The sequence below is a fragment of the Rothia nasimurium genome, from assembly GCF_928382285.1.
In the GTDB taxonomy this organism is placed as follows: domain Bacteria; phylum Actinomycetota; class Actinomycetes; order Actinomycetales; family Micrococcaceae; genus Rothia; species Rothia nasimurium_E.
Window position 1 is genome coordinate 1 of record NZ_CAKMSS010000003.1, and the last position, 24,747, is coordinate 24,747.

Annotated in this window: 21 protein-coding genes; 7 read left to right on the plus strand and 14 right to left on the minus strand. The window is 60.8% G+C overall.

The window, feature by feature from the left end:
• Positions 1–381: 381 nt before the first annotated feature.
• The gene (locus L6758_RS04450) at positions 382–741 is read left to right on the plus strand and encodes a hypothetical protein (protein ID WP_237204803.1); all 360 of its coding nucleotides are present in this window, start codon (positions 382–384) and stop codon (positions 739–741) included.
• 162 nt (positions 742–903) lie between these two features.
• Here the strand turns inward: L6758_RS04450 and guaA are convergent, their stop codons facing one another.
• The 8 genes from guaA to groES form a co-directional block, all read right to left on the minus strand.
• Entirely contained in the window at positions 904–2,496 is a 1,593-nt protein-coding gene (gene guaA / locus L6758_RS04455) for a glutamine-hydrolyzing GMP synthase (protein WP_237204802.1), read from the minus strand.
• 72 nt (positions 2,497–2,568) lie between these two features.
• Complete coding sequence (locus L6758_RS04460) at positions 2,569–3,120, minus strand: DUF3817 domain-containing protein (RefSeq protein WP_237204801.1); 552 nt, start codon at positions 3,118–3,120, stop codon at positions 2,569–2,571.
• Between the two features lie 71 nt (positions 3,121–3,191).
• Complete coding sequence (locus L6758_RS04465; protein ID WP_237204800.1) at positions 3,192–4,139, minus strand: SURF1 family cytochrome oxidase biogenesis protein; 948 nt, start codon at positions 4,137–4,139, stop codon at positions 3,192–3,194.
• Between the two features lie 90 nt (positions 4,140–4,229).
• Positions 4,230–5,357, minus strand: coding sequence for a GuaB3 family IMP dehydrogenase-related protein (locus tag L6758_RS04470; RefSeq protein ID WP_237204799.1), 1,128 nt, complete (start codon positions 5,355–5,357; stop codon positions 4,230–4,232).
• 111 nt (positions 5,358–5,468) lie between these two features.
• Complete coding sequence (guaB, locus tag L6758_RS04475; RefSeq protein ID WP_237204798.1) at positions 5,469–6,986, minus strand: IMP dehydrogenase; 1,518 nt, start codon at positions 6,984–6,986, stop codon at positions 5,469–5,471.
• Positions 6,987–7,160: 174 nt separating this feature from the next.
• Positions 7,161–9,326: an acyltransferase family protein gene (locus L6758_RS04480; RefSeq protein ID WP_237204797.1), complete on the minus strand. Its 2,166-nt coding sequence runs from the start codon at positions 9,324–9,326 to the stop codon at positions 7,161–7,163.
• 213 nt (positions 9,327–9,539) lie between these two features.
• Positions 9,540–11,135: a chaperonin GroEL gene (gene groL, locus L6758_RS04485; protein ID WP_237204796.1), complete on the minus strand. Its 1,596-nt coding sequence runs from the start codon at positions 11,133–11,135 to the stop codon at positions 9,540–9,542.
• Between the two features lie 55 nt (positions 11,136–11,190).
• On the minus strand, positions 11,191–11,478 hold the full coding sequence (gene groES / locus L6758_RS04490) for a co-chaperone GroES (protein ID WP_135013045.1): 288 nt from the start codon (positions 11,476–11,478) through the stop codon (positions 11,191–11,193).
• A gap of 267 nt (positions 11,479–11,745) precedes the next feature.
• Between groES and L6758_RS04495 the strand changes: the two genes are divergently transcribed.
• The 3 genes from L6758_RS04495 to L6758_RS04505 all read left to right on the plus strand — a co-directional run bounded on the left by L6758_RS04495 (position 11,746) and on the right by L6758_RS04505 (position 15,750).
• Positions 11,746–12,978 (plus strand): MFS transporter, encoded by a 1,233-nt coding sequence (locus L6758_RS04495; RefSeq protein WP_237204795.1) that lies wholly within the window; start codon positions 11,746–11,748, stop codon positions 12,976–12,978.
• Positions 12,979–13,216: 238 nt separating this feature from the next.
• Positions 13,217–14,497: a class I SAM-dependent methyltransferase gene (locus L6758_RS04500; RefSeq protein WP_237204794.1), complete on the plus strand. Its 1,281-nt coding sequence runs from the start codon at positions 13,217–13,219 to the stop codon at positions 14,495–14,497.
• Positions 14,498–14,607: 110 nt separating this feature from the next.
• The gene (locus L6758_RS04505; RefSeq protein ID WP_237204793.1) at positions 14,608–15,750 is read left to right on the plus strand and encodes a glutamate--cysteine ligase; all 1,143 of its coding nucleotides are present in this window, start codon (positions 14,608–14,610) and stop codon (positions 15,748–15,750) included.
• 33 nt (positions 15,751–15,783) lie between these two features.
• On the opposite strand, the gene tsaD is transcribed toward L6758_RS04505, so the two are convergent.
• The 5 genes from tsaD to alr all read right to left on the minus strand — a co-directional run bounded on the left by tsaD (position 15,784) and on the right by alr (position 20,012).
• Entirely contained in the window at positions 15,784–16,890 is a 1,107-nt protein-coding gene (gene tsaD, locus L6758_RS04510) for a tRNA (adenosine(37)-N6)-threonylcarbamoyltransferase complex transferase subunit TsaD (RefSeq protein ID WP_237204792.1), read from the minus strand.
• 16 nt (positions 16,891–16,906) lie between these two features.
• Complete coding sequence (gene rimI / locus L6758_RS04515) at positions 16,907–17,407, minus strand: ribosomal protein S18-alanine N-acetyltransferase (protein ID WP_237204791.1); 501 nt, start codon at positions 17,405–17,407, stop codon at positions 16,907–16,909.
• Positions 17,407–18,084: a tRNA (adenosine(37)-N6)-threonylcarbamoyltransferase complex dimerization subunit type 1 TsaB gene (gene tsaB / locus L6758_RS04520; RefSeq protein ID WP_237204790.1), complete on the minus strand. Its 678-nt coding sequence runs from the start codon at positions 18,082–18,084 to the stop codon at positions 17,407–17,409. Before tsaB ends, rimI begins: the two co-directional genes overlap by 1 nt.
• Before the next feature lie 82 nt (positions 18,085–18,166).
• Positions 18,167–18,763, minus strand: a complete 597-nt coding sequence (gene tsaE, locus L6758_RS04525; RefSeq protein ID WP_237204789.1) for a tRNA (adenosine(37)-N6)-threonylcarbamoyltransferase complex ATPase subunit type 1 TsaE — start codon at positions 18,761–18,763, stop codon at positions 18,167–18,169.
• 4 nt (positions 18,764–18,767) lie between these two features.
• Positions 18,768–20,012: an alanine racemase gene (gene alr, locus L6758_RS04530; protein WP_237204788.1), complete on the minus strand. Its 1,245-nt coding sequence runs from the start codon at positions 20,010–20,012 to the stop codon at positions 18,768–18,770.
• A gap of 201 nt (positions 20,013–20,213) precedes the next feature.
• Between alr and L6758_RS04535 the strand changes: the two genes are divergently transcribed.
• The 3 genes from L6758_RS04535 (at position 20,214) to L6758_RS04545 (ending at position 23,768) form a co-directional block, all read left to right on the plus strand.
• Complete coding sequence (locus tag L6758_RS04535) at positions 20,214–21,332, plus strand: glycosyltransferase (protein ID WP_237218609.1); 1,119 nt, start codon at positions 20,214–20,216, stop codon at positions 21,330–21,332.
• 10 nt (positions 21,333–21,342) lie between these two features.
• Positions 21,343–22,119 (plus strand): phosphatase, encoded by a 777-nt coding sequence (locus L6758_RS04540; protein WP_237204786.1) that lies wholly within the window; start codon positions 21,343–21,345, stop codon positions 22,117–22,119.
• 176 nt (positions 22,120–22,295) lie between these two features.
• Positions 22,296–23,768, plus strand: a complete 1,473-nt coding sequence (locus L6758_RS04545) for a sugar transferase (RefSeq protein WP_237204785.1) — start codon at positions 22,296–22,298, stop codon at positions 23,766–23,768.
• Positions 23,769–23,823: 55 nt separating this feature from the next.
• Here the strand turns inward: L6758_RS04545 and L6758_RS04550 are convergent, their stop codons facing one another.
• Complete coding sequence (locus L6758_RS04550; RefSeq protein ID WP_237204784.1) at positions 23,824–24,747, minus strand: ADP-dependent NAD(P)H-hydrate dehydratase; 924 nt, start codon at positions 24,745–24,747, stop codon at positions 23,824–23,826.

A 24,747-nucleotide genomic window follows, 5' to 3' on the forward strand; every position in this document is an offset into this window, starting at 1 on the left:
ATCAGGCATGTGGGGTTTTTGGGCTCACTTGGTTTAGGTTAGCTTGTGGGGCTAACTTGTGGGGTTGGTTGCCTTGTGTTGATTGGGTTGTGGGGGTGTTGGGGACACACTTTTCTGCCTATAACCCAATAAGGACGGGGGCTGTTCGGCAATCTCTTAGACGTTTAGGAAAGATGGGATAGGTTGTCACCATGGCTCTAACAATCACCGGTTCGCCCTCTCACCGTACCCTGCAGGTGATCACCAGCGTCAGCGCGCATCATGAGTAAGCCATATTTTCCACCCCGCTACCGTCCGGTATTGACTGAGGGCGCAGAGCGGTCTGAGCTCACTAGAGAACCGCTTATTATCAAAAATACACCGGTAATAGCACTCATCATCGTGTGCGACCTCGATACCCCGCCGGTTGAAAATACCAGCCCTACCCTCAGTGTAAGTATTGCCCAATACCTCAAACTCCAAGACGGTTCACTCATCAAGCTCGACATGGACCGGGGGCTAACCTCCTTCTGGCACGGCAACCCGGATGCCCCAGGGAAATGGCACCAAACGGCAGACAAAGCTATCCAAGAACTCCTCACTATTGTGAAAGCAGATGTTCCCCACCAGGTTGATTTCCCCTGGGAAGAGTACGTTGAAGCAGCCACTCAACGCGGTATTGATATCGATGAAGCAACACTACGTGAACTCCCCTACCAGGTAACCTTCTCGGATACCCTGATGAAGGCCTACGGATTCTAAAAACCGAAAAAAGGCCGCCCTACCGGTTGATAGGGCGGCCTTTCGCTTAGCCTGTGCTGCAATCACGAGTATCGCAGACATGCGATCTATGCCGATATAACCGCTCGCAGGCTCGCGGAATAAACCAAATTTTTATTTCCTCGCTCGCTCGGAAAATTTGGTTTATTCCCACTCAATCGTTCCCGGAGGCTTTGAGGTCACGTCCAGAACCACTCGGTTCACCTCAGCAACCTCATTCGTAATCCGGTTAGAAATCTTCGCCAACAGGTCATAAGGCAGGCGTGACCAGTCAGCAGTCATCGCGTCCTCAGACGACACCGGGCGCAGCACAATCGGGTGACCGTAGGTACGGCCATCACCCTGAACACCAACGGAGCGGACGTCCGCCAGCAGCACCACGGGGCACTGCCAGATCTCCTCGTCCATACCAGCGGCAGTCAGCTCCTCACGCACAATCAGGTCAGCAGCGCGCAGGATATCCAGGTTGTGCTTATTAACCTCACCAATCACACGGATACCCAGGCCGGGGCCGGGGAAAGGCTGACGGGCAACAATCTTCTCGGGAACACCCAGCTCACGGCCGATAGCGCGGACCTCGTCCTTAAAGAGGGTGCGCAGGGGCTCAACCAGCTCAAACTGCAGGTCATCAGGCAGACCGCCCACGTTGTGGTGGGACTTAATGTTGGCAGCGCCCTCGCCACCGCCAGATTCAACAACATCGGGGTAGAGGGTACCCTGCACCAGGAACTTGATGTCGGTGCCCTCAGCGCCAGCCTCTTCAATCAGCTTGCGCTGGGCAGCTTCGAAGGAGCGGATGAACTCGCGGCCAATAGCCTTACGCTTAGCCTCAGGCTCAGTAATACCGGCCAGAGCACCCAAGAAGCGCTCTGACTCATCGATGGTCACAACCTTGATACCCATGGTTGACGCGTAGTCCTGCTCCACCTGCTCACGCTCGCCTTCGCGCAGCAAACCGTGGTCGATGAAGAAGCAGGTCAGCTGGTCGCCCACAGCCTTGTGAACCAGGGCAGCGGCAACAGATGAGTCAACACCGCCAGAGAGGGCGCAGATGACCTGGTCATCGCCCACCTGCTCGCGGATCTTAGCAACCTGCTCTTCGATGATGTTACCGGTAGACCAGGTCTTCTTCAGGCCCGCCACGTTGAAGAGGAAGTTCTCCAGGGCAACCTGGCCGTAGTCTGAGTGCTTGACCTCGGGGTGCCACTGCACGCCACCGAACTTACGCTTCTCATCGACGAAAGCTGCAACCGCTGCACCGGGGGTCTGGGCCAGAACCTCAAAGCCCTCAGGGGCTTCGGAGACAGAGTCACCGTGGCTCATCCAGACGTTCTGGGTCTTGGGGGTACCGGTCAAGAAAGAGGAATTCTCGGCGCACACAACGGCGTCGGTTGCGCCGTATTCGCGCAGACCGGTCTTAGCGACGGTACCTCCGAGAGTCTGAGCCATGACCTGGAAGCCGTAGCAGATACCGAAGACGGGCACACCGGCTTCGAACATGGCGATGTCGCCCTTGGGGGCGCCATCCTCATAGACAGATGAGGGGCCACCGGACAGGATAATGGCAGCCGGGTTCTTGGCGAGCATCTTCTCGGTAGGCATGGTGTGAGGAACCAGCTCAGAGTAGACACCGGCCTCACGCACGCGGCGCGCGATGAGCTGCGCGTACTGGGCGCCGTAGTCAACGACCAGTACGGGGCGCTCTTCGAGCTCCTCGATGGGGTTGTGGGTAGTCACAGGTATATACCTTTTCGGTTGGGGTTGAAGGGTAATCCTTGGGTTCTATTCTAGTGCAGGGAATCGCTAGACCTAGTAACGTTTGGTGGCCTGCGGGTTAGCATCAAGCAGGGCGAGGGTTTCGGCGTAGATGCGGCGCTCCACGATGAAGGACAGGAAGGGCACCACACCGCCCAGGGCCATGACAATCATCTGGGGCAGGGCCCAGCGCATGAGCAGCCAGAGACGGAAGCAGGAGAGGAGGTAGACGACGTAGAACCAGCCGTGAATGATCAGAATCCAGGTGGAAATGTTCAGGCCCCCATGCAGGTTACCGGTCTCGAGGTTGAGCCAGCCCAGGGCCACGGTTTCACCGGTTTGGGCATCTACGCCACCGGCCACCAGGTCGTAGCCGAAGATGTAACGGCTGATCATTTCGGCAACCAATAGCAGCAAGAAGGTGCCTGAAATCCAGGCGCACCACTTGTAGAAGGTCAGGGCCCCACGAATCTGTGACTCGGTTCCGCCGAATTTCTTGCGAACGGTAAAACCGCCTGCGGCATTGGTTTCGGTGGCTCCCTCAGCGAGGGTTACTTTCTTGCCATCGGTACGGTGGACGGGGCGCGGAGTGGGGTTCTCGCTCACAGCTGGTTTCTCCCTTAGCTGGTGTGGGTGGTCGGTTTCTGGTGGGCGGACGCCGGTGGGCCAGCTAGCCCCTACCGGGCAGGTGGGGCGGGGGCGTCCGGAATATCATCAAAGTAGTAGTAGGCCTGATCTGCCGGGTCCCAGTAGTAGGGGCGGCCGGTGGCCTCATCGACCCAGTATTCGCCCTCGTACTCGAAGTAGAGGGTGGGGTCGGTGGTCTTGTCGACCGAGTCCTTGAGCAGGCGGTACCAGAGGTAGAGGGCGAAGCCCGCAAAGACCAGCCATTCAAGGGCGTAGAAGATGTTGAGCCAGTCAACGGTTTCGTCGGTGACCTGGTCAGCGCGGATAGGCTGAAGGGTACCGCTGCTATCGAGCAGGGTTGCGGTATCGGCGATGGTGCCCTGGTCGGTGAGCGGGGTGGCTCCGCTGCTTTCGGAGTCGAGGGTCAAGATGCCGTTGAAGAGGGCAGCGTTCCAGACGTTGGTCAGGTAGGAGGAGTTGGCGGAGGCCAGCACACGATCCCTACCCCGGTTTTCATCGCTGATGTCACGGCTGGTCAGCGGGGCGTCGTTACCCACAACGCGCCCCGCAATGGTCACGGTGCCGGTCGGTTCAGCGGGAATCTCAGCGATAGGGGTCCAGGCGCGGGCCACGACGATACCGCGGGGCCCCTCCCCCAGGCTGGTGCTTACCTGCTGACTATCGTCAGGAACGAAGAGGCTGACCAGCCAGTAGCCCTCGACACCGTCCTTCAGCTTGTTTTCCACCAGGTAGGTGGATCCCGGCACATAGCTGCCGGTTGCCTCAACCACGGTGTCGACCTCAGACATGTTCAGTGCGTCATGGGCCTGGAGTACCCGACTATAGGGGCGCACCTGGTCCTTAGCCGGATCGGCGGTGACCTGCCCCAGGGTGGAGGCGTTAATCTGCCACTTGCTGAGCATGACGAAACCGCTAGCCAGCGCTAGCACCAGGAGCAGTCCGAGGAGCCAGCGGGGGGTCAAAGCGGTTTTTAGCACGATTGCTCTTTTCGGCTTGAGACGGGAGGACGAAAGCAGGTCAGCCCCGCGCGCCTAGGAAAGCTAGGTGCACGGGGCCGGGGGCATCATCTACTTGACGTAGGGGGTGACGTTGACGTCGATGCGCTGGAAGGACTTGAGGTCGGTGTAACCGCAGGTTGCCAGTGCTCGCTTGAGGGCGCCCACCAGGTTAGCGCTACCGTCGGTGTGGGCTGAAGGGCCGTAGAGCACCTCTTCTAGGGAGCCTACGGTGCCCTGGTAGGTGCGGATGCCGCGGGGGAAGTCAGCTGAGTGAGCTTCGTTGCCCCAGTACCAGCCAGCACCGGGTGCCTCGGCTGCACGGGCCAGGGGCGCGCCAATCATGACGGCGTCCGCGCCCATCGCCAGTGCCTTGACCATGTCGCCTGAGCGGCCCAGGGAGCCGTCCGCAATCACGTGTACGTAGCGGCCACCGGACTCGTCCAGGTAGTCAGAACGCGCAGCAGCGACGTCGGAAATCGCGGTGGCCATGGCAGCCTGGATGCCCAGGCCGCGGCGGGTGGTCAGGGCAGCCCCGCCACCAAAACCGACCAGCACACCGGCCGCGCCGGTGCGCATCAGGTGCATCGCCGGGGTATAACCGGTGACGCCACCGACCATCACAGGCACGTCCAGCTCGTAGATGAACTTCTTGAGGTCCAGGGGTTCATGGCGAGAGGAGACGTGCTGGGCAGATACTGCTGCACCGCGAATAACAAAGAGGTCAACGCCAGCCTTGACCACGGTCTGGTAGAACTCCTGGGTGTTCTGGGGTGTCAGGGAGCCTGCAACAATTACGCCAGATTCGCGGATCTCAGCTAGGCGGGCAGTAATCAGCTCAGCTTTGATGGGCTCAGCATAGATTTCCTGCATGCGGCGGGTAGCGGCAGGAGCGTCGTCTGCGGGGAGAGCATTGATTTCATCAAGAAGGGGCTGGGGGTCCTCGTAGCGGGTCCACAGGCCCTCAAGGTTGAGGACGCCAAGGCCACCGAGCTTGCCCAGGGCAATGGCGGTGGCCGGTGACATGACGGAGTCCATGGGGGCACCAATAATGGGGGTGTCAAACTTGAACGCGTCAATCTGCCAGCTTAGGTTCACATCGTGGGCGTCGCGGGTACGGCGGGTGGGTACCAGGGCGATTTCATCGAGTGAGTAGGTGCGGCGAGCGCGCTTAGACATACCAATCTGGATGTCGGTCATGGATCTTTCCTTTCACCGGTGTTAGGCCGGTTGGTGCAAACGAGCGTGGTAACGTTCGGAAGCCCCGGCACCTCACTAGCTGGTGAGGTACCGGGGCGGGCCGTTATAAATTTAGCGGCGGTAGTTGGGGGCTTCGACGGTCATAGTGATGTCGTGGGGGTGTGATTCCTTCAGACCTGCTGAGGTGATGCGCACGAACTTGCCCTTGTTCTTGAGCTCTTCAACGGTGTGGGCACCAACGTAGAACATGGTCTGGCGCAAGCCGCCTTCCAGCTGGTGTAGCACTGATGAGAGGGGACCGCGGTAGGGTACCTGGCCTTCGATGCCCTCGGGGATCAGCTTCTCTTCGGATGAGACATCGGCCTGGAAGTAGCGGTCCTTGGAGAAGGACTTCTTGCCGCCGCGGGACTGCATAGCCCCCAGGGAGCCCATGCCTCGGTAGGCCTTGAACTGCTTGCCGTTGACGAAAATCAGGTCGCCGGGTGATTCGGCGGTACCGGCAAGCAGGGAGCCCAGCATGACCGAATCGGCGCCTGCCACCAGGGCCTTGCCGATTTCACCGGAGTGCTGCATGCCGCCGTCCGCAATCAGGGGTACACCTGCGGGAATAGCAGCCTTAGCTGATTCATTGATGGCGGTAATCTGGGGGACGCCGACGCCTGCGATGATGCGGGTGGTGCAGATGGAGCCGGGGCCAACGCCCACCTTGACGGCGTCGGCACCTGCGTCGATGATGGCCTGAGCACCGGCGCGAGTAGCAGCCTGGCCGCCCACCACATCAACGTGGGCTGCGGCGGGGTCCTTCTTCAGGCGGGCAATCATATCGAGTACGCCCTGGGAGTGGCCGTTAGCGGTATCGACGAAGAGAGCGTCAACGCCTGCCTCAACCAGGGTCATGGCGCGCTCGTAGCCGTCGCCGAAGAAGCCGATAGCCGCGCCAACGCGCAGGCGGCCGTCCTCGTCCTTGGTGGCGCGGGGGTACTGCTCGCTCTTGGTGAAGTCCTTGACGGTAATCAGGCCGGTGAGCTTGCCGTCCTTGTCGATCAGGGGCAGCTTCTCAATCTTGTTTTCTGCCAGCAGGGCGAAGGCTTCGTCCTTGCTCATGCCCTCGTGGCCGGTAATGAGCGGCATCTTAGTCATGATGTCGCGCACGCGGGTGGTCTCAAAGGTGGACTCGGGCAGGTAGCGGGTGTCGCGGTTGGTAATGATGCCAACCAGTACGTTCTCATCATCCACAACGGGAAGGCCCGAAACCTTGTAGTGGCCGCACAGGGCATCGAGCTCGGCGATGGTGGCGTCGGGACCAACGGTCACAGGGTTGGTGATCATGCCCGATTCGCTGCGCTTGACGCGGTCCACGTGGTCAGCCTGGTCAGCGATAGAAAGGTTACGGTGAATCACGCCCATACCGCCCAGGCGAGCCATCGCGATGGCCAGGGCTGACTCGGTCACGGTGTCCATCGCTGCCGAGATAATCGGTGAGGCGATGGAGATGCGCTTGGTCAGGCGGGTGGTGGTGTCTGCATCTGACGGGATGACGTCGGTGTTGCCGGGCAGGAGCAGGACGTCATCGTAGGTGAGGCCGGTGAAGCCGAAGGGGTCTTCGCTCAGTGCAGTGGGAGTAGTCATGAAGGGTTCGCTACCTTTCGAGGGTATTCAGGTGGGCGCTTAGCGACACTGGTTTTAATCTTAGTCGGGTTAGCCCCGATGCGCGAGCGTAGGGCCCGGGCAGCTAACTGCCGCTTGCTCACATCACGGGTTTCGTCCCTGTTCGTACTGGGTGAAACCCCTCCCCCGCCGTTTCTATTCCACAGCCTCGTAGGGGGCGCTTCCGGCAGGTATTACTTGGCTATGGGCCTGCGAGCTAGCATCAGCTTTGCCCAGGGCTTCGAGCACGCGCGGGTCGAAGTAGGGGCCCAGGGTTTCGATATAGGTTGCGGTGATGTGGTCGTAGTCGAAGTAGGTGTAGATATTACCGATGGACGCCGGGCAGGCGTTCTCGGGGCAAATCAGGTCAGAGAGGTTGAGGGCAGCAAAACCCGGGTAGGTTTCTTCGAGGGAGTTGAGGGGGTTGACCGTGACGTCCTGGCCGGGGCTCATGACGCAGTCCTCTGCTGAGCCAAAGGTATCGAGGCAGTCTTTGTGCATGGTTTCCATGCGCGGTGTATCGCGCAGGCCCAGCACCTGGATGCCTACGCCGGTAAGTTCCGCGATACGGCTTTCAGCATCGAGCAGCGGGGTGTCGGGCAGGTTGGGTTCTGACTTGGTGCCGTGCAGCAGGACGGTGTTGGGGGCAAGGTCCTGGATGAAGGCGGCACTGTCTGCCGCCCAGGTATCGCACTCAAACCCGCTAGCGTAGGCGGTGTTGTCGGTTTCACCGAGGAAGCAGCCGGGTCGGGTCAGTGCGATGACCGTCCAGCCCTGGGATTGGGCGAGCGGACGCATGGCCGTCATCCACATTTGTATGTGGGAGTTACCCCAGGCCACGATGGTTCGGCTGGGTTGGGGTGAGTAGGCGACGTAGGTGCAGTCTCCGGCAAGAGAATCGGGGACGGCCAGCTCGGGAGTCACGTCAGTGCAGGCTGTGCCCAGGTCAGCCCAATCCGCATCGAGCACGGCACGGATGGGGATGACGGGGGCGTCTTCTTCCCCTGTGTATTCGTAGTCGGGCTGTAGCACGGCCGCTCCCACGTTATTGAGGGTGCGGTTAGCTTCTGCCTGCTCGGCCTGGCGATAGATAGAGGACTGCCAGGCATAGGAGGGAGCAAGAGCAAGGCCCATGCACAGCGCACCGGTCACTAGACCCGCTGTCATAGACCGGTTAGGCAGGGCCCAGTCCCGCAGGGGTTTTTCGACCAGCTGGGTCAGAGCCCAGGCGATAACACCCGAGAGAAGAAGCAGGCCAAGCCCTGCCCAGAATCCCGCCTTTTCCTGGTGGGTCTGGGTTAGGTAGAACACGAGAATGGGCCAGTGCACCAGGTAGAGGGCATAGGAGAAACCCCCCAGGGCCAGCAGAGGTTTGGCGGTAAGGAGTTTTTCGGGGCCAAACCGGGTTCCGGTATCTCCGGCGATAATGACGAGCGAGGCCGCCAGGGTGGGCCACAGCGCCACATAACCGGGGAAGGTGCCGTTGACGTCCAGAACAAAACCGCAGGCGATAATCGCCGCAATCCCAGCCCAGCCCAGCACCGCACGCACTAGCGGCGGTAATTTCAGGACGGGCAGCCAGAGAGCCACCAAGGAACCCAGCGCGAATTCCCACAGGCGGGCCTCGGTTTCGAAATAGGCCGCCTGCTGGTTGGCCGCAGTGACCTCAATCGAGTGGGACAGGGATAGCACAAAGAGGGCTGCAAAGGCACCGCTTAAAGCCCAGCGGGCAGAACCCCTCATACGCTGCCCCAACACCAGGGCGAGGGCAACCATCAGCACCGGCCACAGCACATACATCTGCCCCTGGACCGACAGCGACCAGAAATGACGGAAGGGGGAGGCCAGGGAGGTATCGGCTGCGTAGTAGTCCACCGCGTTCTCGATCGACCAGTTGTTGTGCTGGTACAGAATCACGGCCTTTGCCTCATCGGCAATCGCCAGCCAACGCTCTGCCGGAATAAAGAAGTAGGTGCCCAAGAGGGTCAGAACAACGGTAATAGAAGCCAGGGGCAGGAGGCGTTTAAAGACATGAACCCAATAGGCCACCAGAGTCTTTAGGCCGAACCAGGTGCCGGGCCCTACCAGCTTGCCCTGCTCAATCTTGCGAGCAAAAGAGCCGGTCAACAAAAACGCTGAAATCAACAGGAAGACATCGACACCGCCCGATACACGACCAAACCAGAAGTGGTAGGCGGCAACCAGCAGGAGGGCGAGCGCACGCAGCCCCTGAATCTCGGGGCGCCAGGCGCGTTCTGCTGAACGAGTGACGGTTGCGATGGTGCCGGTGGCTGGCTTGGTCTCGCTTGCTGGGCGGGGCACTGCGGTCTACCTCCTTTGCTGACGGTTATCTGGTGCCAGAACACCGGTTACTGAGGGGTAACGGGCAGGAAGACACCAAGTTAAAAATGTTACTCCCGGCGACTGAAAATTTGCTTTAAAAAGCAAATCCCGCCCTTACGGTGTTAGTCACTGCAAGAGCGGGATCTGCTGTACCCGAAAGGGGCTCCGGGTAAGGACCCTTGGAGCGGAGCCTTACTTGGCTTCGTCCTCGTCCTTTTCCTCGGGCTTTTCGACAACAAGGGTCTCGGTAGTCAGCACCAAGGCAGCGATAGACGCTGCGTTTTCCAGGGCTGAACGGGTGACCTTGACGGGGTCGATGACGCCGCGGGCGATGAGGTCCTCGTATTCACCGGTTGCGGCGTTGAAGCCGTGACCGATGGGCATATCTGCCACGCGGGAGGTGACCACGTAGCCGTCCTCGCCGGCGTTCTCCGCGATCCAGCGCAGGGGCTGAACCAGGGCGCGGCGGACGATGTCTACACCCACCTGGGCATCGCGGGATTCGAGCTCAACGCCGTCCAGGGCTGCCAGGGCGTGAACCAGGGCGGTACCGCCACCTGCGACGATGCCCTCTTCGAGTGCTGCGCGGGTGGAGGACACGGCGTCCTCAATTCGGTGCTTGCGTTCCTTGGCCTCAACCTCGGTAGCTGCACCCACCTTGATGACACCCACGCCACCGGCCAGTTTGGCCAGGCGTTCCTTGAGCTTTTCGCGGTCCCACTCGGAGTCCACACGCTCAATTTCGGCTCGGAGCTGGTCAACGCGCTCAGCAACAGCCTCAGAAGTACCGCCACCATCAACGATGGTGGTGTTGTTCTTGGTGACGGTCACGCGGCGGGCTGAACCTAGCTGATCCAGGGTGACGGCGTCCAGGGAAATGCCCAGTTCACCGGTAATAACGGTGCCGCCGGTCAGGATAGCCAGGTCCTGGAAAATCGCCTTACGGCGGTCACCAAAACCGGGTGCCTTCAGCGCAACAACATCGAGGTTGCCGCGCAGCTTGTTAACGACCAGGGTGGAGAGGGCTTCGCCGTCAACATCCTCAGCGATGATGGTCAGGGACTTCTTAGCCTGAACAATCTTCTCGAGCACGGGCATAATCTCAGCCACAGTGGAAATCTTGCCCTGGTAGAGCAGGATTGCGGTGTTCTCGAGAACAGCCTCAGCACGCTCGGGGTCGGTGACGAAGGACGGTGAGAGGTAGCCCTTATCGAACTGCATACCCTCGGTCACTTCGAGTTCAATCTCGGTGGTGGAGCCGTCCTCGATGGTGATAACGCCGTCCTGGCCTACCTTGCTGAAGGCCTCAGAGAGCAGCTCACCAATCTGAGGTGACTGGGCAGAAATAGCTGCCACGTGGGCAACCTCTTCGCCGGTTACCTCGCGGGCGTTAGCCAGCAGGCGCTCTGACACCAGCTTGGTAGCGGCCTCGATGCCGCGCTTGACCTCACCGGGGGCAGCGCCCGAGGTGACGTTACGCAGGCCCTCAGATACCAGAGCCTGGGCCAGGACGGTTGCGGTGGTGGTACCGTCGCCAGCAACATCGTTGGTCTTGGTAGCTACTTCCTTAGCGAGCTGGGCACCCAGGTTTTCGTAGGGGTTTTCCAGTTCAATCTCGCGGGCGATAGATACACCGTCGTTGGTAATGATGGGTGCGCCCCACTGCTTATCAAGCACCACGTTACGGCCGCGGGGGCCCAGGGTCACCTTGACAGCGTTAGCAAGCTTATCGACGCCTGCCTGCAGGTGCTTACGCGCATCATCATTGAATTCAAGCTGTTTTGCCATGAATCCTTACTTCTTTCTCGTGTTTCGTGTTGTATTCGGTAGAAACAGCGAAAACTTAGGAAACGACAGCCAGTACGTCGCGGGCTGACAGAATCAGGTACTCAGCGCCACCGTACTTAACCTCGGTGCCACCGTACTTGGAGAAGATAACGACATCGCCTTCAGCTACGTCAACGGGGATGCGGTTGCCCTTGTCGTCGATGCGGCCGGGGCCAACAGCGATAACCTTAGCCTCCTGGGGCTTTTCCTTAGCAGTATCGGGGATGACCAGACCTGATGCGGTGGTCTGCTCTGCTTCAACGATCTGAACGACAATGCGGTCTTCGAGGGGCTTGATAGCCATGGTGAGGTACTCCTTCAAGTGAGGTCTCAGCGTAAAACTTATGGGGTGACCGTGGGGGTGCTAAGGCGGCTACACCTGGTATCGTCGCGGTGCTACCGGCTGCCGATTTAGCACTGTCAGCGGTCAAGTGCTAACTAAAACTTTATTCCCCTCACCCCCTACGGGCAAGATAAGGCGCCGGTTTCGCAGACAGCGCACCACCAGCATCACCACTGATGTGCAATAAAATACAGGTTGAAAGCCCCCAAACCCGGCAGAAAGGCAAACATGCTCAAACTCATCTTCTGGCCGGTACTCGTCCCCTCCTTTCTCTTCGCAGCCGGCTTCGGGGCCGTCGTCCCCATCCAAATCATTGCAGCTATCAGGCTAGGAGCCTCACCCGAACTCGCCTCCCTGCTGGTAGCCGCCGCGGGCGTCCTCGCCCTCATCTGCACCGTCCCGGTAGGTGCAGGCATCGACCGTGTAGGCGACAAACGAGCCATGACCTGGGCAACCCTCAGCGCCTCTGGAGCCCTCACCCTTTCAGCGCTCTCCCTCGCCCTACCCCTGGCAGGGGCTCTATGGCTCTACTTTTTCGCCCACGTTGCTCGTGTGCCAGCCACCGTCGCGTGGGGGCTCGCCCGGCAAGCCGTACTAGCAGAAACTGTCGCTGCCCAAGACCGCGGCAAAGCCATGACCGCTCTCGGCGGCGCCCAACGAGCAGGTGCCCTCGCCGGGCCCCTCGCCTCAGCCCTCCTCCTTCTCTGGCTCCCCCTCTGGACGGTCTTCCTCTTCGCCCTCGCCCTCGTCGTCGCAGCCACCCTCTGCCTGCGCATCCGCAAACTCAACCAACGTTTCGACACCGCCACCAGCACAGCCCGCTCAAACCGCACCGAAGAAGACCTCGCCCTAGCCGTCCGCTGGCCCGCCGTCTGGGTCGCAGGCCTCGGCATCATCACCCTCGCCATGAGCCGAGTAACCCAACCCATCGTCGCCGCCCTCTGGGGCCTACACCTAGGGTGGAGCGATTCCCAGATCGCCCTAGCCATCGCCCTGGGATCAGCCCTCGAAATGGTCCTCATGGTCCCCGGAGGCTACCTCAAAGACCGAGTAGGACGCTCCGCCGTCCTCGCCCTCTGCCTCAGCATTTTCGGCGCCGGCTTCATCCTCGTACCCCTACTACCCACCAGCGCAGGCTTCATCACAGGTCTAGCCCTCATGGCCATCGGCAACGGCTTCGGCGCCGGCATCAACATGACCATCGGCGCCGACCTCTCCCCCAACGTCGGACGCGCCAAATTCCTCTCCATCTGGTCTATGTTCTCCCAGGTCGCCATTGTCGCCGGGCCCCTGGCTATCTCAGGCATCATGCTGGTTTCCTCCCTCCCGGTAGCCTTTACCGCCATCGGCTCTGGCGCCCTGGGCGGAGCTGTCTGGGCCCTGGCCACCCAACCCATCACCAAGCTGCCCACGGGAAGAAGGGCAGATAAGGGGCAGGACGAAGCGCGTTCTGGAACTTAATTGGTTGGGGACGGGGCGCGGTAGACCCGCTTGCACCGACTGACCCTCTAACTCCTGGCAGGCCCCACCTTCGAGGGTCGGGGCGGGAAAGACCCGCTTGCGCCGACTGACCCTCTCGGGCTCGCCCTGGGGGCTCGCCCGATTCACGCCAGACCCAGCCAGTCGGCTTTCAGCGGGTCTTCCCCCGCCCTTCGCTTTCTGAACCAGCAGGCCTTCCCCCACCCCTTAAACTAAGTGCATGACCTTTTTCCCCCGCGCAGGTGCCCAGCCTTTCTCCGCCGACCAGCTAGCAGTCCTAGAGCAGCTAGTGCCCTATCAGCCGGCTGATTCCCTCCAAGCCGTCAGTAAGCTGCGGGCTCAGGGCTTCAGCGCCGAGGATTCCTCTGCCCTGCTTACCCAGGCCCGTCTTCGCACCCTGGGGGCTACCAAGTTCGGGCAAGACGCCTCACACATGCTTTTCACCGAGGCCGGCTATGAGCAGGCAACCCGCGCCGCCGTCGCCGACCACCACGCCGCCCGCTTCATCGAGGCCGGACTTACCTCAGTTGCTGATTTAGGCTGCGGCCTGGGGGCAGACTCCCTCGCCTTTGCCCGCGCAGGTTTAGCGGTGACGTCCGTTGAGCTCGATCCCGCCACGGCAGCCCTGACCGCCCACAACCTCTCTGCCTACCCGGCTGCCCAGGTACTCGTGGGCGATGTAGAACAGGTTGAGCTCGAAAAACTCACCACCGTAACCGGCGAGCGCGTCGCCGCCCTCTGGCTAGACCCAGCCCGACGAGAGATTGAAGGCGGCTCTACCATCTCCCGCCTTTTTGACCCCGAAGCTTTCTCCCCGCCTTTCTCCTTCTTAGAGAAGCTGGCGGCAACCGGAATTCCTATGGGGGTGAAGCTAGGCCCGGGCCTGCCCCACGAGGCCATTCCAAGCGGGGTGGAGGCCGAGTGGGTCAGCCACGGCGGGTCCGTGGTTGAGGTGGTGCTCTGGTTCAATGCCCTAGCCCGCCCCGGGATTGCCCGATCAGCTACAGTGCTGGGGGCGGACGCCACCACCCGGCAGGTGCTGGGTGAGATAAGTTCTCCCCTGGCCGCGTCAGCTGATGAAGAGCCGGTTGAAGTAACTGAGCTGGGCGCCTACCTGATTGAGCCTGACGGTGCGGTAGTGCGCTCCCACCTGGTGGAAGACTTCGCCCGAGCGATTGGGGCTACCCTGCTTGATGAAAATATCGCCTACCTAACCTCAGACTCCCCCGCCCCTAGCTCGCTAGGCCGGGCCTACCGCGTCCTGGGTACCATGCCCCTCAACGAGAAAAAATTGCGCCGCTGGGTCAAAGAGCAGGGTATTACCACCCTGACCGTCAAAAAGCGGGGAGTCGATGTGATTCCCGAAAAGCTCCGGGCCACCCTACTCGCCGGGGTGAAAAAGAAAAAGGGAACTGCCGCGAAAGAAGCCACCCTCATCCTGACCCGGTTGGGCGAGGGAGCAGCCTCCCAGCGCCTAGCCATCTGGGCTGAGCCAGCCTAGTTTATTACGTCTATCTCACCAGGAACGTCATAGAGTGAGCCGGATTCTTCTGCGCTAGCCTCTGCCCCTAAGATAGAACCAGCACCGCACCGAGACCCTGGAGCCAGCGCATGATTTTTCACCCCTCAGACCAGTCCACGATTGGAGTGGAATGGGAGGTCGCCCTCGTCAACCCCGAAACCCGCGAACTGGCATCCCGCGCAGACGAAGTGCTAGCACTACTGCAAGAACAGCACCCGCAGGTTCTTGAAGCAGCCCCGGACCGGGCCCATATCACCGGCGAATTTTTGAATAACACCGTTGAACTTGTCACCGGCATCTGCCGGACCCCGGCGGAGGCCGCCGACCAGCTCACCCAGGCCACCGGCGTCCTGAAAGACATCACCGACCAGCTGGGCCTAGCCTTCTTCTCTGCCGGCACCCACCCCTTCTCCCGCGCTCTGGACCAAAAAGTCGTTGATAAGGACCGCTACCTGCGGGTGCTCGACCGCTCCCAGTTCTGGGGCCGCCGTCAAATCATCTACGGGGTACACGTGCACACCGGGGTCAATTCGCGAGATAAGGCCCTGCCGGTGCTCAACGGGCTCACCAACTTCTACCCCCACCTGCTCGCGCTGTCGGCATCCTCCCCCTTCTGGGAAGGGGAAGATACCGGGTTCGCCTCCCAGCGGGCCCAAATTTTCCAGCAGCTACCCACCTCTGGCCTGCCCTTCGCCTTCGAACGCTGGGAAGACTACGAGGACTACCTCAACGACCTGGTAGTCACCGGCGTCATTGATGACCCCAGTGAAAACCGGTGGGACGTTCGCCCCGTACCCAAGTACGGCACGGTAGAAATGCGGGCCTACGACGGGCTGGCCTCTATTCGTGATATCACGGCTCTGACCGCTTTTACCCAGTGCCTGGTGGAGTGGTTCTCCCGCCAGCTCGATGCGGGCAAGCGAATTGAGCCTCTCAAGCCCTGGCACGTACAGGAAAACAAGTGGCGGGCTGCCCGCTACGGCACCGAGGCCATCGTCATTCTCGACAACCAGAACACCGAACGCCTGGTCACCGAAGATACCCTGGGGCTTCTGAATAAGTTGGAGGCTATTGCCTCTGACCTGGGATGCTCTACCGAACTGGCTGATGTGGAGCGTATCTGCCTGACCGGGGCGGGCTATCAGCGCCAGCGTCGTGTCGCCGCCGAAAACGGCGGAAACCTGCAGGCTGTGGTGGACGACCTGGCCGCACAAGCTATCAAGGGGCTGTAGGCCTTCTGCCCCAGACCCTCGCACTTTCTCCGGTTAGAGCGAAATCTTAGTGACGGGCAGGGACGAGTCTGCCGTGAAGTCGATACCCGACGGCGCCCGTCCCTCAGACACCAGACGGGCGCCCAGGGCCGCCACCATGGCCCCGTTATCGGTGCACAGACTCAGCTGGGGAATGACCAGCTTGATACCGTGCTCAGCGCAACGCTGGGCAGTCAGCTCACGCAGGCGGGAGTTAGCGGCCACTCCCCCGCCCAACAGCAGGGTGGTGATACCGCGTTCAGTGCAGGCCAGCATAGCTTTCTTGGTAATAACGTCGACCACAGCTTCCTGGAAAGAAGCTGCGATATCAGCAACCGGAACCTCTTCACCCCGAGCCTCAAAGCCCTCAACGACGCGGGCAACAGCGGTCTTTAGACCCGAGAAAGAAAAGTCATAGCGGTGGGGGCCGGGCTCCTCAGCGGTGCCCATAAACTTGCGGGTTGACAGGCCGCGGGGGAAGGCGAAAGCCGCCCCGTTGCCGTCCGCAGCCACCCGGTCAATCACCGGTCCACCCGGGTAAGGCAGGCCCAGCAGACGGGCTACCTTGTCGTAGGCTTCACCGGCTGCGTCGTCCAGGGTGGCCCCCAGCAGCTCAACCTCGCCGGTAATATCGCGCACGGCCAGAATTTCCGTGTGCCCGCCAGAGACCAGCAGAGCCCCGATTCCTTCGCTCGGCAGGCCGTCGAGGAAGTCAGCCGTATGGCCCTCAATACCGCAGTCATCGAGCAGACCAACCCCCACATGGGCTACCAGGTGGTTGATCCCGTAGAGGGGCTTACCGGTGGCAGTTGCCAGAGCCTTGGCGGCAGAGACGCCAACCATGAGGGCACCGGCCAGCCCGGGGCCTGCGGTCACGGCGATAGCGTCTAGATCGTCCAGGCTCACCTGGGCTTCGTCCAGGGCAGCTTGGAGGGCAGGGACCATAGCGTCCAGGTGGGCGCGGGAGGCAATTTCGGGAATCACACCGCCGAAGCGCACATGCTCATTCATGGAGGACGAGACGGTATTGGTCAGCAGGGTAGAACCCCGCACAATGCCGATACCGGTTTCGTCGCAGGAGGACTCAATACCCAGCACCAGGGGTTCGGTTTTAGCGGTCATGGCTGGTTTCTCCTTGCTAGGCGGTCTGTTGGGTGAGGTCGCGGCGCATGATGAGGGCGTCGACCCCGTCGTTGTAGTAGCGGCGGCGCACATGGATCTGCTGGTAACCGTTTTTCAGGTAGAGGTCCTGGGCCCGGGGGTTATCGGCGCGTACCTCCAGTAGTATCTGTTCAGCGCCGCGGGCGGCTGCTTCGCGGGCGAGAAAATCGAGTAGGGCTCGCCCGTAGCCGCGCCCCTCATAGGCGGGGGCAACAGCGATGGTTTGCACGTCGGCGGTATCGGCTACGCTCATGAGCCCGGCATAGCCGATAACCTGCGGGCCGGTTTCTGCGGGGATTTCCAGGACGATATAGCCCCTCGTCTCGTGGGTGATTTCAGCTAAGAACATATCCAACGGCCAGGCATCAGCCGGGAAAAGCTGCATTTCAAGGGCATGTACAGCAGGAATATCGTGCAGGGTCATTTCCCGGGCCCGAGCCCCGTCAGCCAGACCCGTGGGCAGGTCGGTCAGCAGCATTAGGCGCTAGCCTTCTTACGGGCAGCCGGCACCTTGGCATCAGATTCGCGCAGGTAGAGAGCGCTCGTATCGGTGCTGAGGTTGGTCAAGCCCAGGCGGGCTGAGGCGGCCAGGAGGGCGGCGGCGTCCGGCTGGATATGTTCAAAGCCGGGTTGGGCGGCCAGGGCCTCGGGGTAAAGGGAAGTGCCGAACCCATAGGCGGGCAGGGCAGGCGCCTCGCTGGCCGGGCCCACTGTGGGGCCGCTTTCAAGCTGATAGCCCTGCTCAGTTAGTTCATAGACAGCCGAGTATATTTCCTTGCGGCGGGCATCTGAGGCCACCAAAAAACGGGTGTGACCGGACGCCCGCGCGGCAGCTTCTGCTGTCTCGGCCAGGGCGGTCAGGCTCATGATTCCGTACAGGGGCTTGCTCCAGGCAAAGGCCAGGGAACGCGCGGTGACGATACCGGCGCGCAGGCCGGTGAAGGGACCGGGACCTGTACCGGTGATGACGGCATCGATATCCTGGCCCGATACTCCTGCCTCAGCCAGAACCTCAGCCACAAAGGGAGACATGACCTCAGCGTGAGAGCGCGTGTCTTCGGTTGCCCGTGAGGCAAGCAGGGTCAGCTGGTTACCATCGAGACGGCCCAGGGCCACAGAAGCTATAGCGGATGAATCAAGAGCAAGAATAAGCACCCCACCAGTCTAGCGCGTTTAGGCTCAGAGGCTACGTCGAGGATCGGCAGCGAGCGCGAGCCCGCGGTGCTTCCAAAGGTCCCTAGGCTCCCCCTCCACGAGTCAGATGTTCCACTAATTCGTCCCAAATATTTTCCCAGCGGGGTCCCCTCCCGATGAGGCGCAGGCGGCGGGGTTCGGGGGCGCCATCGTCCTCATCTTCTTCCTCCCAGCTTCCGGGGGCGTAAAGGGCGTAGGGATCGGTTTCGGCCAGGTCAGCACCGGTGACGCGGGTAAATTCCAGATCGAGAATAGAGTCTGACAGGTGCTCAGCTTTGTCGCGGCCCCATTCAATGACGGTGACGGAGCGATCCAGGGAGTATTCCAGATCGAGATCGTCCAGCTCTTCGGCGCTGGCCAGTCGGTAGGCATCCACATGCACCAGGTCGGGCCCGCCGGGGCGGGGGCCGTTGGGCAGGTTGGGGTGCACTCGAGAGAGCACAAAAGTGGGAGAAATGACGCCTTCGCGTACGCCAAGCCCCTCGCCCAGGGAACGGGTGAAGGTAGTTTTTCCGGCTCCCAGTTCGCCGGTGAGAATCAAGACATCACCCGCGGCAAGATGGGGCGCTAGAGCTAGGGCTAGGGCACGGGTGTGGTCGGGGCCGGTAATTTCTACATCAAGAATATGGTCTGAGCTCACGGTCTTAGTTCTTGTCTTTCCAGGACCCGCCAACGCTGATGCGGGTAACGCGCGGGGAAATGCGGGTAACGATTTCGTAGTTGATGGTTCCGGCTGCTTCTGCCCAGTCGGTGACCGGTGGATTATCGCCTGAGCCGAAGAGGACAGCTGGTGCCCCCAAGAAGCCGGCGGCAGGGTCAGCCAGGCCGGGCTCACCCAGGTCAACGACCAGTTGATCCATGGCAATTCTGCCCACCTCTCGGTAGGTGCGGGCGGGGCCGGAGGCCGGGTAGATACGGACCGGCCCGCCGGTTGCGACTCGGGGAACGCCGTCCGCGTAGCCGACCGGTACCAGGGCCAGGGTCGTAGGCTTGTCGGTCACGTAGTTGAGCCCGTAGGAGACTCCCTGCCCGGCCGGCACCTCTTTGACGGCGTTGATGAAGGTTTGCAGGTGCATGACGGGGCGCAGCCCCAGCTCTTCAGGGGTGATCCCTGCTAGCGGGGAGAGCCCGTAGAGGCCCAGGCCGACCCGCACGGCATCCCGGAGCAGGCCCTCTTCTGCACCGATGGACGCCGCGCTGAAGGTTGCCGGCGTATTGGCCAGGTGGCGCAGGGTGGGGCGTAGACCGGCAGAATGCAGGATATCTAGTGCCCGGTCAAAGGTCGAAGACTGCTCAGCTGTTTCGGTACGCTCCGGTTCGTCAGCTACCGCTAGATGAGAAAAGACTCCAACAACCTCTAGAAGACCAGCTTCTTCGAGCCGACGTGCGGCAGTGGCGAGCGCCGGTAACTCTGCCATGGTTACGCCGTTACGCCCTAGGCCCGTATCAACTTTCAGGTGAATCTTGACTGGTTCCTTCTGCCCGCTGGCGCGGTGGGCAGCGGCGATAGCCTCCAGTTCCCAGGTGCTGGAGATACCCAGCTCAAGTCGGTCTTCCAGGGCCTGGGCAAAGTTAGTGCGGGGTGTATGGAGCCAGGCGATGATGGGGGCAGCGATACCACCAGAGCGGAGGGCACGAGCTTCTTTGACGTGAACAACCCCCAGGTAGTCAGCTCCTGCCGCTACCGCAGAACGTGCTACCTCTAGTGCCCCGTGACCGTAAGCATCCGCTTTAACCACGGCGATGAGGGACCGTTGCCCGATCAGGGTTTTGATACGCCGGACGTTGTGTTCCACAGCGTCCAGGTCGATGACGGCAAGACGTTCTACGTCTGTGGGGGCGTCAAGGGGCACAAAGCCGTGAGCGCGGTAGAGGCTGTCAAGTGGCACGGTGTCCTCCTGGGGCGAATGGTCTTTCTCTCTAGCTTAGTTGAGTTTGTCGCTGAATCGTCTGCGCCAGACTTCTGCACGCTATAGCTGTGGTTGCCCAGGTAGAGTTAGAGTGTGAGTTTTTCTTTTCCGCTACACCTGCACATCTTTTCGATGCACACCTCTCCCCTAGCCCAACCGGGGTCAGGGGATGCTGGCGGTATGAACGTCTATATTGAGCGTTCTTTGGCGGCTCTTCTTGAGGCTAACCCTCAGCTGACCGTGGAGGTATTTACTCTAGCTAGCTCCCGTCAATTGGCTGGGCAGGTACAGTACCACCGGCGAGCTACCGTCACCGCGCTCTACCTGCCTGAGGCTGAAGGGGCTCGCAAGGAGGATCTGCCGGAATTGGTGCCGGGGTTTGCTATGGCCGTCCGGGCTCTAGCCTCGCGCCCTCCCCACATCATTCACAGTCACTACTGGCTCTCTGGTCTGGCAGCTCTTGCTGCCTACCCGCAGGTACCGCTGGTTCACACCATGCACACCACCGCCGCAGCTAAGAACGCCCGGCTGGGCGAAGGCGAGCGCCCGGAGCCGGACGTCCGTCTGCGCGGCGAGCAGGCCCTGGTGAGCAGGGCCGCTGCCCTGGTAGTTAATACCGAATATGAGGCTGACCAGATGCGGGATTTCTACGGGGCGAGGGCGTCCCAGCTGGTGACGATACCCCCCGGGGTTGACCTGTCTATCTTCTCCCCGCGCGAGGGCGTCCGCCCCCTCCACGAGGGTCAGGACGACGCCGCCCACCTAGTCTTCGCTGGCCGGCCCCAGCACCTCAAGGGCCCCCACCTACTGGTGGAAGCTCTGGCCCTACTACCAGAGGGCTTAGATGTTAGCCTCGATATCATCGGCACCTCAGGAACCAACTACGAACAACTTCTCGAGACCCGGGCGGAAGAGCTGGGGCTAGCTGACCGCGTCCGCCTGCTACCCTCACTCCCTGCCCCAGAGTTGGCGCAGGCCTTCCGACAAGCCGATATCGTTGCCTGCCCCTCGTCCTCAGAGACTTTTGGCCTGGTAGCTCTGGAGGCCTCGGCCTGCGGAACCCCGGTCCTGGCCAGCAAGGTAGACGGGCTCAGGGAGGCCGTCGCAGCCGACCGCACCGGCCTGTTGGTAGACCAGCGGACGCCTGCCGCCTGGGCGGACGCCATCGAGCAGCTTGTGAGAGACCCGCAGCGTCGATTCACATTAGGGCAAGCCGGGGCCCGGCGCGCCCACGACTTTACCTGGCAGGCAACAGCCCAGGCCCTTATTCAGCTCTATCAATCCCTTGCCTGCTCTTAGGAGGAAACCCATGACCTTTTCCATGACCCGCCAAGAATTCGCAGCCTACCTCGATAAATCCCGGATCACCGGGCAGGTAGCAACCGCCCGCGAGAACAACCTCGCCCATATGCAGGGCTTTGTTGAGGGCAACGAGCACCTAGAGTTCGGTGTCAAGTGGACCAGAAACTGGACCGTCGACGATATCTTCGAGCTAATGGCGCGCAGGGTCGGTACCAGTTCTGACCCCAATCACAGGGAGGGCCAAGACACCATCAGCGCTGATCTCTGTATTGATGGGCTCACCGAATACGCCCGTATCTTCGGTGACGCAGTACGGGCGGGCAAAAGCCTGCTTTTTGCCACCGGCCACCCCGCCGGCCTTTTCCCTATCTACGCCCGTCTTGCAGCAGCAGCCAAAACTCATGGGGCAACCGTCCTGACCATCGAGGAGGGCGACCGTTTCCTTGACGGCGATATCCGCCAAATCTTTGACGTCATTATGTTCGAGCAGTACGGCAACCTGCAGCACACTCACTTCCCCGGCCCTATGCAGCTAGCGCTCGCCCAGCTTCAAGAACGGGGAATTACTCCCGGTCTTGTCATCGCCGACCACGGGCTTGCCGGCTATGCGGCCTCCGCTGGGATTCCGACCATCGGTATCGCCGACTGCAACGACCCCGGGCTTTTTGTATCCGCCGAACAGGGGCAGATACTCGTTGCGGTCCCCATGGACGATAACGTCACCCCGCACCTCTACGAACCGGTGATCGATTTTATCCTGCATGAAGCTGGACTTACCCACTAAGAACACTCTGACCAGCACTAACAAGTTACTTTCAGCTGAAAGTGTGAAACATATTTCAGGATATCTACCTGCTCTTAAGCCAGCTGACACTGTAGTATTAAAAGCCTAATCGTACAGGTCTGCCCACCTCACTCTCGCACCCGGAGCAGACTCCATCTTTAGGGGAATACACACTAGTGAACGAACAGTACATTGAGGAGCGGTGGGCAGAAACGCGCAACCGCCGCACCTGGCACCCCAAAATTAGGGTTGCTCTCTACCTAGCCGACACTTTGGCTATTACACTCGCTATCACCCTGGCTCATATTGCTAGCTTCGGCTTTCAAAACTCAGAAGTCATGGGACGCACCAACCTGCCTTTAGGATACGTGGGAACAGGTGTAGCCTTTGGTCTTATTTGGCTCTTTGCACTCTCGATTGCCAATAGCCGCAATATTCGCTACCTAGGGCACGGTGTCGATGAATACCGCCTGGTAACCAAAGCAACGACCTATTTCTTCGCGGTCATCGCAATTTTCTCCTACCTGACCAAAATCGATTTTGCCCGCACCTACGTTATCTTGGCCTACCCCATCGGTATGGTCCTGCTTCTTTGCGCCCGCTGGGGCGTGCGCCGTTGGCTCGTCCACTGGCGCAATAAAGGCCGGGCTCTTTCTCGCGTCATGATTATCGGTGACTCAGCCTCAGGCGAGCACCTCTACAAGACCCTCCAGGGGGCCCGTACCTCCGGTCTCTTCCCGGTAGCGGCCTACCTGCCTCGTTCTCGTCCCGGCACCCAGCTCGCTGATGGCGCTATTCCGACACTTGGCTATTCCCCCGATGCCTCAGAAGTCCTCAGGGTGGTTCGTGAGAACAATATTCACGCGGTGGCGGTTTCTACCGGTCACGGGCTCAATCCCACAGAGCTTCGCCGCCTGGGATGGGCACTAGCTGCTGCCCACGTTGCACTCATCATGGCTCCCGCTATGACCGATATCGCGGGCCCCCGTATCCATACCCAGCCGCTCAACGGCGTCCCCCTGATTCACGTTCATACTCCACGTATTGAAGGCATGCAGGCCCTGGTCAAGCGGGCTATCGACGTTGTAGCATCGGGCCTTGGCCTGATTTTCCTGGCCCCCTTACTCGTCCCCGTTGCCCTGCTGGTCAAAAAGGACGGCGGCCCCATCTTCTTCCTGCAGGAACGCGTCGGCTACCGGGGTGCCCCCTTCTACATGATTAAATTCCGCTCCATGGTAACCAACGCCGAAGAGCTCAAAAAGGAGCTTATGGACCGGAACGAGGGCAACGGGGTACTCTTCAAAATGGCAGATGACCCCCGCATCACTAAGATCGGTAAGTTTATCCGCAAGTACTCCATCGATGAGCTTCCTCAGCTGTGGAACGTCTTTGTCGGCGATATGTCGCTTGTGGGGCCCCGCCCCCCGCTGCCCTCTGAAGTTGAACAGTACGAAGAGGACGCCTACCGCCGCCTGCTGGTCAAGCCCGGCATTACTGGCCTCTGGCAGGTCTCTGGCCGCTCGAATCTCTCGTGGGAAGAGTCTATTCGCCTAGACCTCTACTACGTTGAGAACTGGTCGGTGATGAGCGATATCGTCATTCTTTTCCGCACCGTCCGCGCGGTCTTCGCTAAGGATGGCGCCTACTAAGGCTCACACACAAGAAGGCCGGTTACCGTCAGGGTAACCGGCCTTTGTTATAGGTCTACTTCTCAAGAAATATGGCTACGGCCTCGGGAATATTCTGGGCTACCAGGGTTGGTGGCATGGGGCCAGAAATCCCTGCTCCGTGCACCAGGTCTGCTGCTAACTGATGTATCTGAATGGCGGCGCCCGCTAGCCTGGCGTAGTCAGTTGAGAGGGCACCGGGCTTGGATTCTTCTGCCTGATAGCGGGCAAGAAGAGCCCCCAGAATACCGGTAAGAGTATCCCCGCTACCGGCGGTGGCCAGCCAGTGGTTCTCGCTGGTTATCTGAAAGAGCTCACCGGTGGGTGCAGCTAGGATAGTCACACTGCCCTTAAGCAGAACAGTTGCCCCCGTTACCTGAGCCAGTAGGCGGGCAAAGCGGTACAGGTCAGCTTCGACCTGCTCCCGACTGGGTGGCTCGGTGAGCTCGGGATCAAGGGCATGGAGTGCGGACGGTACCAGAGCCAGAAGCCAGGTCAGGGCATCGACCAGCTCGCCGGCATGAGGCGTCAGAATATGGTGTGCCGTCAGCTCTAGCCCATCAGCCACCAGCCGGGCAGCTAGGGATACTGCCCCTGCGTCAATAACGGCCGGCTGCCCTCCCGCAAGGACGGCCAGGGCTTCAGCTTCTCGCGCTTCGCCGGCAATGCCTGAGCCAAGGGCCCAGGCATCTACGTGTAGATTCTCGGCTTCACTCACGCTGCATACAGCTTCAGGCACGGCCAGCTGTACCTGGAAGTTCAGGGACGACGTTCCAGCAAACCGCACCATGCCGACCCCGGTATTGACGGCAGCCCGGGCAGACATAAGGGCAGCACCCGGATAGGTGTCGCTACCGGTCAGCAGACCCAGCACCCCGCGGGTGTACTTATGAGAGGAAGAAGTAGGGGAAGTAACATATTGTTCGACGTCCCCGTGGATTAATTCTTTGGCGCTAGCCAC